Origin of the sequence: Ideonella azotifigens, assembly GCF_006519715.1 — a bacterium.
Classification (GTDB): domain Bacteria; phylum Pseudomonadota; class Gammaproteobacteria; order Burkholderiales; family Burkholderiaceae_C; genus Ideonella; species Ideonella azotifigens.
In genome coordinates this window covers 1-6,587 of record NZ_VIDT01000291.1, presented here as the reverse complement: position 1 = coordinate 6,587, position 6,587 = coordinate 1, and the positions used below count along the sequence as shown (strand labels likewise).

8 protein-coding genes are annotated in these 6,587 nt (G+C 66.6%); 6 read left to right on the top strand and 2 right to left on the bottom strand.

From position 1 onward, the window contains the following. The 5 genes from FKP22_RS17200 to FKP22_RS17180 all read left to right on the top strand — a co-directional run. On the top strand, window positions 1-749 hold a 749-nt coding region (locus FKP22_RS17200; RefSeq protein ID WP_141288703.1), incomplete at its 5' end, for an AraC family transcriptional regulator. A 73-nt stretch (window positions 750-822) separates the two neighbouring features. After that, window positions 823-1,935 (top strand): quinolinate synthase NadA, encoded by a 1,113-nt coding sequence (nadA, locus tag FKP22_RS17195; protein WP_141288701.1) that lies wholly within the window; start codon window positions 823-825, stop codon window positions 1,933-1,935. A gap of 109 nt (window positions 1,936-2,044) precedes the next feature. After that, the gene (nadC, locus tag FKP22_RS17190) at window positions 2,045-2,920 is read left to right on the top strand and encodes a carboxylating nicotinate-nucleotide diphosphorylase (RefSeq protein ID WP_141288699.1); all 876 of its coding nucleotides are present in this window, start codon (window positions 2,045-2,047) and stop codon (window positions 2,918-2,920) included. Between the two features lie 127 nt (window positions 2,921-3,047). Beyond that, window positions 3,048-3,395, top strand: a complete 348-nt coding sequence (locus FKP22_RS17185; protein WP_170200938.1) for a TA system antitoxin ParD family protein — start codon at window positions 3,048-3,050, stop codon at window positions 3,393-3,395. 10 nt (window positions 3,396-3,405) lie between these two features. Continuing rightward, complete coding sequence (locus FKP22_RS17180; protein WP_141288695.1) at window positions 3,406-4,188, top strand: hypothetical protein; 783 nt, start codon at window positions 3,406-3,408, stop codon at window positions 4,186-4,188. 87 nt (window positions 4,189-4,275) lie between these two features. Here FKP22_RS17180 and FKP22_RS17175 read toward each other — a convergent pair whose 3' ends face one another. Further along, complete coding sequence (locus FKP22_RS17175; protein WP_141288693.1) at window positions 4,276-4,878, bottom strand: 2-hydroxychromene-2-carboxylate isomerase; 603 nt, start codon at window positions 4,876-4,878, stop codon at window positions 4,276-4,278. Between the two features lie 220 nt (window positions 4,879-5,098). Here FKP22_RS17175 and FKP22_RS17170 point away from each other — a divergent pair, with 220 nt between their 5' ends. Next, on the top strand, window positions 5,099-5,383 hold the full coding sequence (locus FKP22_RS17170) for a late competence development ComFB family protein (protein WP_310733343.1): 285 nt from the start codon (window positions 5,099-5,101) through the stop codon (window positions 5,381-5,383). A gap of 4 nt (window positions 5,384-5,387) precedes the next feature. Here the strand turns inward: FKP22_RS17170 and nadB are convergent. Continuing rightward, window positions 5,388-6,587, bottom strand: a 1,200-nt coding sequence (nadB, locus tag FKP22_RS17165; RefSeq protein WP_141288691.1) for an L-aspartate oxidase, incomplete at its 5' end; no start/stop codon positions are given.

The following is a 6,587-nucleotide window of genomic DNA, read 5'->3' as shown; positions in this document are numbered from 1 at the left end:
AGCCGCATTCGCACACCTGGGGCCAGCTGGTGTTTTCGGTCGACGGCGCGGTGCGCATCGGCGCCCGTGGACATGCCAGCGACAGCACCTATTTGCTGCCACCTTCGCGCGCGGTGTGGATTCCGCCGGGCACGGTTCACAGCGTGACTGCCGTGCAGCAGGCCGACCTGCGCACCGTCTACATGGACCCGAGCGCCATTGCCCGGTTGCACAAAAGCGCCGTTGACTCACCCTGGCACGGCTGCCGGGTGCTGGAAGTCACGCCGCTGCTACGCGAGTTGGTGCTGCAACTGGCGGTGGAAGCGGACCCGCTGCGTCCAGGCGAACCACCGCCGCGCCCGCCAGACGACGTGGCACGCGAACACGCCATTGCCACACTGCTGCTGGACGAACTGCGCCGCGCGCCCGCCGTGCCGCTGGGCCTGCCGTTGCCGCAGGACAAGCGTTTGCGCCAGCTCTGCGAAGCCATGCTGGCCGAGCCGATGCGCCATGCCGACCTCGAAGGCTGGGCTAGGCAAGCCGCCATCAGCCCACGCACGCTGGCCCGGCTGTTCAAGGACCAGCTCGGCAGCAGCTATTCGCAATGGCGCCAGCAGTTGCTGCTGGGCCACGCGCTTTCGCTGGCGGCGCGCAAGCACCCGATGCGCCTGATTGCCGCCGAGCTGGGTTACGCCAGTCCCAGCGCGTTCACAGCGATGGTGAAACGCGCGGTCGGCATGCCTCCCAGCCAATTCTTTGCCTTCGCCTGACCTGAAGCGGCTCTTGGCAAAACGGCATGTCCCCACATGCCTTGCCGGCAAAGCCACGTACTAAAATGCAAAAATGAACGAAGTACTCTTCGACTACACCCGGCAAGACGCCAAGGGTGACAGCTGCACCATGCACGCCTGGGCCAAGGTGCCGCCGCCGCTGACGGCGTCACAGCGCGCCGAGCGCAAGGCCCACGCCGCCGCACTGCTGAAAGCGCACAACGCGGTGCTGGTCGCCCACTACTACGTGGACGGCGACCTGCAGGACCTGGCGCTCGAAACCGGCGGCTGCGTGGCCGACTCCTTGGAAATGGCCCGCTTCGGCCGTGACCATGCGAGCCAGACCCTGGTCGTCGCCGGTGTGCGCTTCATGGGCGAATCGGCCAAGATCCTGTCGCCCGGCAAACGCGTGCTGATGCCCGACCTGGACGCCACCTGCTCGCTGGACCTCGGCTGCCCACCAGACGATTTCGCCGCCTTCTGCGACGTGCACCCGGACCGGCAAGTCGTCGTCTACGCCAATACCAGCGCCGCAGTGAAGGCCCGCGCCGACTGGATGGTCACCAGCTCCTGCGCGCTGGCCATCGTCAAGCACCTGAAGGACCAGGGCCAGAAGATCATCTGGGCACCGGACCGCCACCTCGGCGGCTACATCCAGAAGGAAACCGGCGCCGACATGCTGCTGTGGAACGGCGCCTGCATCGTGCACGACGAGTTCCGCGCCACCGAGCTTGAACTGCTGAAGGCCGAGCATCCGGATGCGATGGTGCTGGTGCACCCCGAGTCGCCCGAAGCCGTGGTCAAGCTGGCCGACGTGATCGGCTCGACCTCGCAGATGCTGAGCGCGGTGATCAACGGCAAGGCCAGCGAATACATCGTCGCGACCGACAACCTGATCATGCACCGCATGCGCCAGCTGGCGCCCGGCAAGACGCTGATCGAAGCCCCCACCGCCGGCAACTCCGCCACCTGCAAGAGCTGCGCACACTGCCCGTGGATGGCGATGAACGGGCTGGACGGAGTGATCGCCTGCCTGGAACAAGGCCAGGGGGAAATCCACGTCGAACCCGCGCTGGGCCTGCAAGCCAAGCGCTGCATCGACCGCATGCTGGACTTCGTCGCGGCCAACCCTTCCGCCCTCGCGCCCAAGGTGCAGGGGCTCGTCAAAGGCATCGGCGCCGCCTGAGGCACGTCACTTCAACCACGAGGGGCGGGCCGAGCGCCGGGCCGCTCCCAAGCCGGCCCGCAATCCCCTCGGGAGATCGGGCGGCGTACTCGCCGAGCGAGGGGCACACATGACTTTCGATCACAACGAGACCTTGGACGAGGCCCGTGCCCGCAATGTGCGCGATGCCCTGTTCGAAGACATTGGCACCAAAGACTGGACCAGCCTGCTCGTGCCCGCAGGCCGCCGCGTCGAAGCGCGTGTCACCGTGCGCGAAGAAGCTGTGCTCTGCGGCCGCGACTGGTTCGACGCCTGCTTCCACGCGCTGGACCCGCAGGCCACGCTGCAGTGGCACTACGCCGAAGGCGCACGCATGGCCGCCAACACGCCGGTCGTCGAGATCGCCGCCGACGCCCGTGCCCTGCTCTCTGCCGAGCGCCCTGCCCTGAACTTCCTGCAGCTGCTCTCGGCCGTGGCCACCACCACGCGCCGGCATGCCGACGCCATCGAAGGCGCCTCGCCCAATCCGCGCGGCTGCGTGGTGCTGGACACCCGCAAGACCCTGCCCGGCCTGCGCCAAGCGCAGAAATACGCCGTGCGCGTGGGCGGCGGTGCCAACCAGCGCCTGGCGCTGTGGCACGGCATCCTGATCAAGGAAAACCACATCGCCGCGGCCGGCGGCATCGGCCCGGTGCTGGCCGACGCCAAGGCCTTGAACGCGGGGGTGGACATCCAGATCGAAGTCGAAACCCTGGCCCAGCTCGCAGAAGCGCTGGCAGCCGGCGCCACCAGCGTGCTGCTGGACAACTTCACCCCCAGCCAGATGCGCGAAGCCGTGGCCCTCACCGCCGGCCGCGCCCTGCTCGAAGCCTCCGGCGGCATCACCCTCGAAGGCCTGCGCGACATCGCCACCACAGGCGTCGACCGCATCTCCATCGGCAAGCTGACCAAGGACGTGCAGGCGACGGACTATTCGATGCGGGTATTGGGGAGCTTGGGAGGCTGAGAGCCTACGGCGCGCTACATAACGGGGGCCTTTGTGGCCTCTTTTTCGTTGGCGCTTGGCCTTGTTCGGCTGCTGGATGCCGGCATCTTCCGGTGGCAGAATGCCACAAACTGCCACGGATCTGACGATGAACTCCAACTCCATCCGCATCGGCGCCGAGCTTTTCCGTACCGCACAGGAAGAGGGCGCGCTGATGTCGCGCTCTGCCGCACAGCAGGTCGAACATTGGGCGCGCATCGGTGCTGCGTTAGAGGCGTCTGGCATGTCCGTGGCACAGTTGAGCGAACTGCTGCAGGCCGGCATGGCAAAACAGGGAAAAGCGGAGGCTGGCGACGCAGCACTGTGGGCGTTCAAACGATCCAGGCAGGCACTCGACCTGGAGAACGTCCGATCAGGTCGGCTGTCAGGTGATCAACTGAGCTGGTTCGCCGGCGGCAAAGCCAAAGACCTGCGCCTCATCGACTCACCCTATTGACTCCCCCAGGGTGAGCACCGATCCGCAGCTTCCGCCGGACGAGGCACCACTCGATCAGGCCACCATCGACCTTTTCCTGTCCAGCATGGGGACCGCGCTGGTCCTTGTCGGTGGGCAGGCACTGGCCTTCTGGATGGACCGGTTCAAGATCCCTTCCGAAGGCGCCATGGTCTCCAACGACGGCGATGCGCTCGGCAAGCTTGCGCTGGCGCTTGACCTGGCGCTGGCGATGAAAGCGCGGGTGGAACTGCCAAAGAAGACCAGCCGCACCGCCATCGTGGCGCAGCTGCGGCTGCCCGTGGGCGAAGGCAAGGAGCGGAACATCGATGTCCTGCACCAGCTCTACACCATCAGCGGCCTGAAGAAATCCAGCGAGTTCACAGCCAACGTGATCAAGAACAGCGTGCAGGTCGAGTGGCGCCAGGACAAGTTCATTAAGGTGATGGAACCGTTCGATGTGCTGGAGTCGAGGGTTCAAAACGCCGTCGGCCTGTTCGACGAGAAAGGGTCGCATGTGCTGACCCAGGCCACCTGGGCCATCCAGGTGGCCAAGGCCGCGTTGATGAAACTCGCCCGCGACCCCGCATCGGAAGACAGGTTGGGCCGCAAGCTTCAGCGCATCTACAAGCTGGCCCATAGCCAGGTCGGAAAGCGTCTGTTGGCCGAGCACCAGATCGAGATCCTGGACGCTGTCGACGTGGCGTCGCTCCGATCGGCCGCTCCAGCACAAGGCCCGCAACTCGACGCAGTGGCAAGAGCCAAGGCAAAACGCGCAAGCCCCCTCGCTGCCTGATCCAACCCAGCAACCGCCGCGGATCCGGCTCCGCCGGTCCGCTGGTGGTGCCCCTGGAGGGGCGCGCGAATCGCGTAGGGGTGGTCGTCAATAAGGTCCTTTTTCCAACCACCGCTCCAGTTGCGGCAAGCGGTCCACACCCCAGAAGCGCTCACCTTCGACGATGAAGAACGGCGAGCCGAAAACGCCGCGGGCCTGGGCCACGTCGATCTCGGCCTTCAGGCGCGTCTTGGTCGTGCCGTCGGTCTGCACCGTGTGGAAGTCCGCCTCGGACATGCCGGCCTTGGTGGCCAGTTCCTGCAGCACCGCAGCGTCGGCAATGTTGCGGTCCTCGGTGAACAGCGCGCGGAACACGCCGTGCGCGAAGTCGCGTGCCTGCTGCGGCTGGCGGTCGCCCAGCCACTGGAACACACGGGCTGCAAGCTCGGTATGCAGGCTGGGGTGCGCCGGCGCCTTGTACGGCAGGCCGTAGTAGCCGGCCGAGCGCTCCACGTCGCGCATCACGTACTCGCTGCGCATCATGTGCGTGGGGATGCGGATGCGGTCCTGCGACTGGTAGGTCGCGTCGAGCACGATGGCATGCCAGATCGCATTGCGGCCGTGGCGCTCGGCAATCGCATCGATCAACTCGGACGCGAGGTAGCCGTAAGGCGAGGAAAAGTCGAAATAGAACTCGATCGGCGCGGGCATCGGGTCTCCGTGAAACGCTGTGGCGAAGCCATGAGGAAGAAGGCCAGGCAGGGCACCGGCCGGATGCGCGCACTATAGGGGCGCGACTGGGGCGTGGCCGTGAAATGCTGCGTCAATCCGGCATCTGGTACAGCGGAGCCCCCCTCCACCGGTGCGAACCCGGCGGCACACTGGGCGCATTGCAGTCTGCTCGCCCGGCCATGCCGCCGGCGCACTGGTCATGGACATCGCGTCGATCCACAACTTCTACGAAAAAGCCGTGTTCTCGACGGTGCGGGAACAGTCCCAACACTTCCCCCACCTGCAGGACAACGACGACGTGCTCGCCGACATCGCCTGCGTCGCCCTGAACCGCCTGCCCCCACGCTACATCCGCCACGACGTGGACCTGGCGTTCTTCCAGACCGAGCACGAGCGGACGGAATCCGAGCGCGCGGTGATGGAAGCCGTGGAGTTCGCCTACGGCTTCGTGCAAGCCCGCAACGCCATGCGGGCGCGGCGCTGACCTCTCAGGACCGGCTCTTCGCCTTTCTCGTCAGCACCGTCGGAAAACTCACCGGCAGCGTCGCCGGGAAATCGCGGCTGTAGTGCAGGCCGCGGCTTTCGTGGCGCATCAGCGCGGAGCGCACGATGAGTTCGGCGCAAACGACGAGGTTGCGCAGTTCCAGCAGGTCGCGGTTGACACGGAAGTTGGCGTAGTAGTCCTCGATCTCGTCCTTCAGCAGCTTGATGCGGTGCAGTGCCCGCTCCAGCCGCTTGGTGGTGCGGACGATGCCGACGTAGTTCCACATCAACAGGCGCAGCTCGTCCCAGTTGTGGGAGATGACGACCTGCTCGTCGGCGTTTTCGACCAGGCTCTCGTCCCAGGCGGGCAGCTTGGGGACTCGCGGCACGGCATCCTCCAGGATGGCCCTGGCGCAGGTCTGGCCGATGACCACGCATTCCAGCAGCGAGTTGCTGGCCAGGCGGTTGGCGCCGTGCAGGCCGGTGTAGGTGGCTTCGCCGACGGCGAACAGGCCTGGCACGTCGGCCCGGCCGGACAGGTCCGTCACCACGCCGCCGCAGGTGTAGTGCGCGGCCGGCACGACAGGGATGGGCTGCTTCGCAATGTCGATGCCCAGCGTCAGGCAGCGGGCGTGGATGTTGGGGAAGTGCTCTTTCAGGAAGGCCTCGCCGAGGTGGGTCGCGTCCAGCCAGACGTGGTCCACGCCGTGTTTCTTCATCTCGAAGTCGATCGCGCGGGCGACGATGTCGCGCGGCGCGAGTTCCAGCCGCTCGTCGTGCGCCGCCATGAAGCGTGCGCCCCAGGGTGATTCTTCCGACGGCACGCCCGGCAGCCGCAGCACCGCACCTTCACCGCGCATGGCCTCGGTGATCAGGAAGCTGCGCTCCTGCGGGTGGTAGAGGCAGGTCGGGTGGAACTGGATGAACTCCATGTTGGCGGCACGGCAGCCAGCGCGCCAGGCCATCGCGATGCCGTCGCCGGTGGCGGTGTCTGGGTTGCTGGTGTAGCGGTAGACCTTGCCGACACCACCGGTGGCCAGCACCACGGCACGGGCCGGCAGCGTCTCGACCCGCTGGGTGTCGATGTCCAGCGCGTAGATGCCGTGGCAACGCGGTGCACTGCCTTCGGACTGCTTCAGGTGGCGGTTGGTGATCAGGTCGACCGCCATCCAGCGCGCGCGCAGGTCCACCAGCGGATGCGCGCG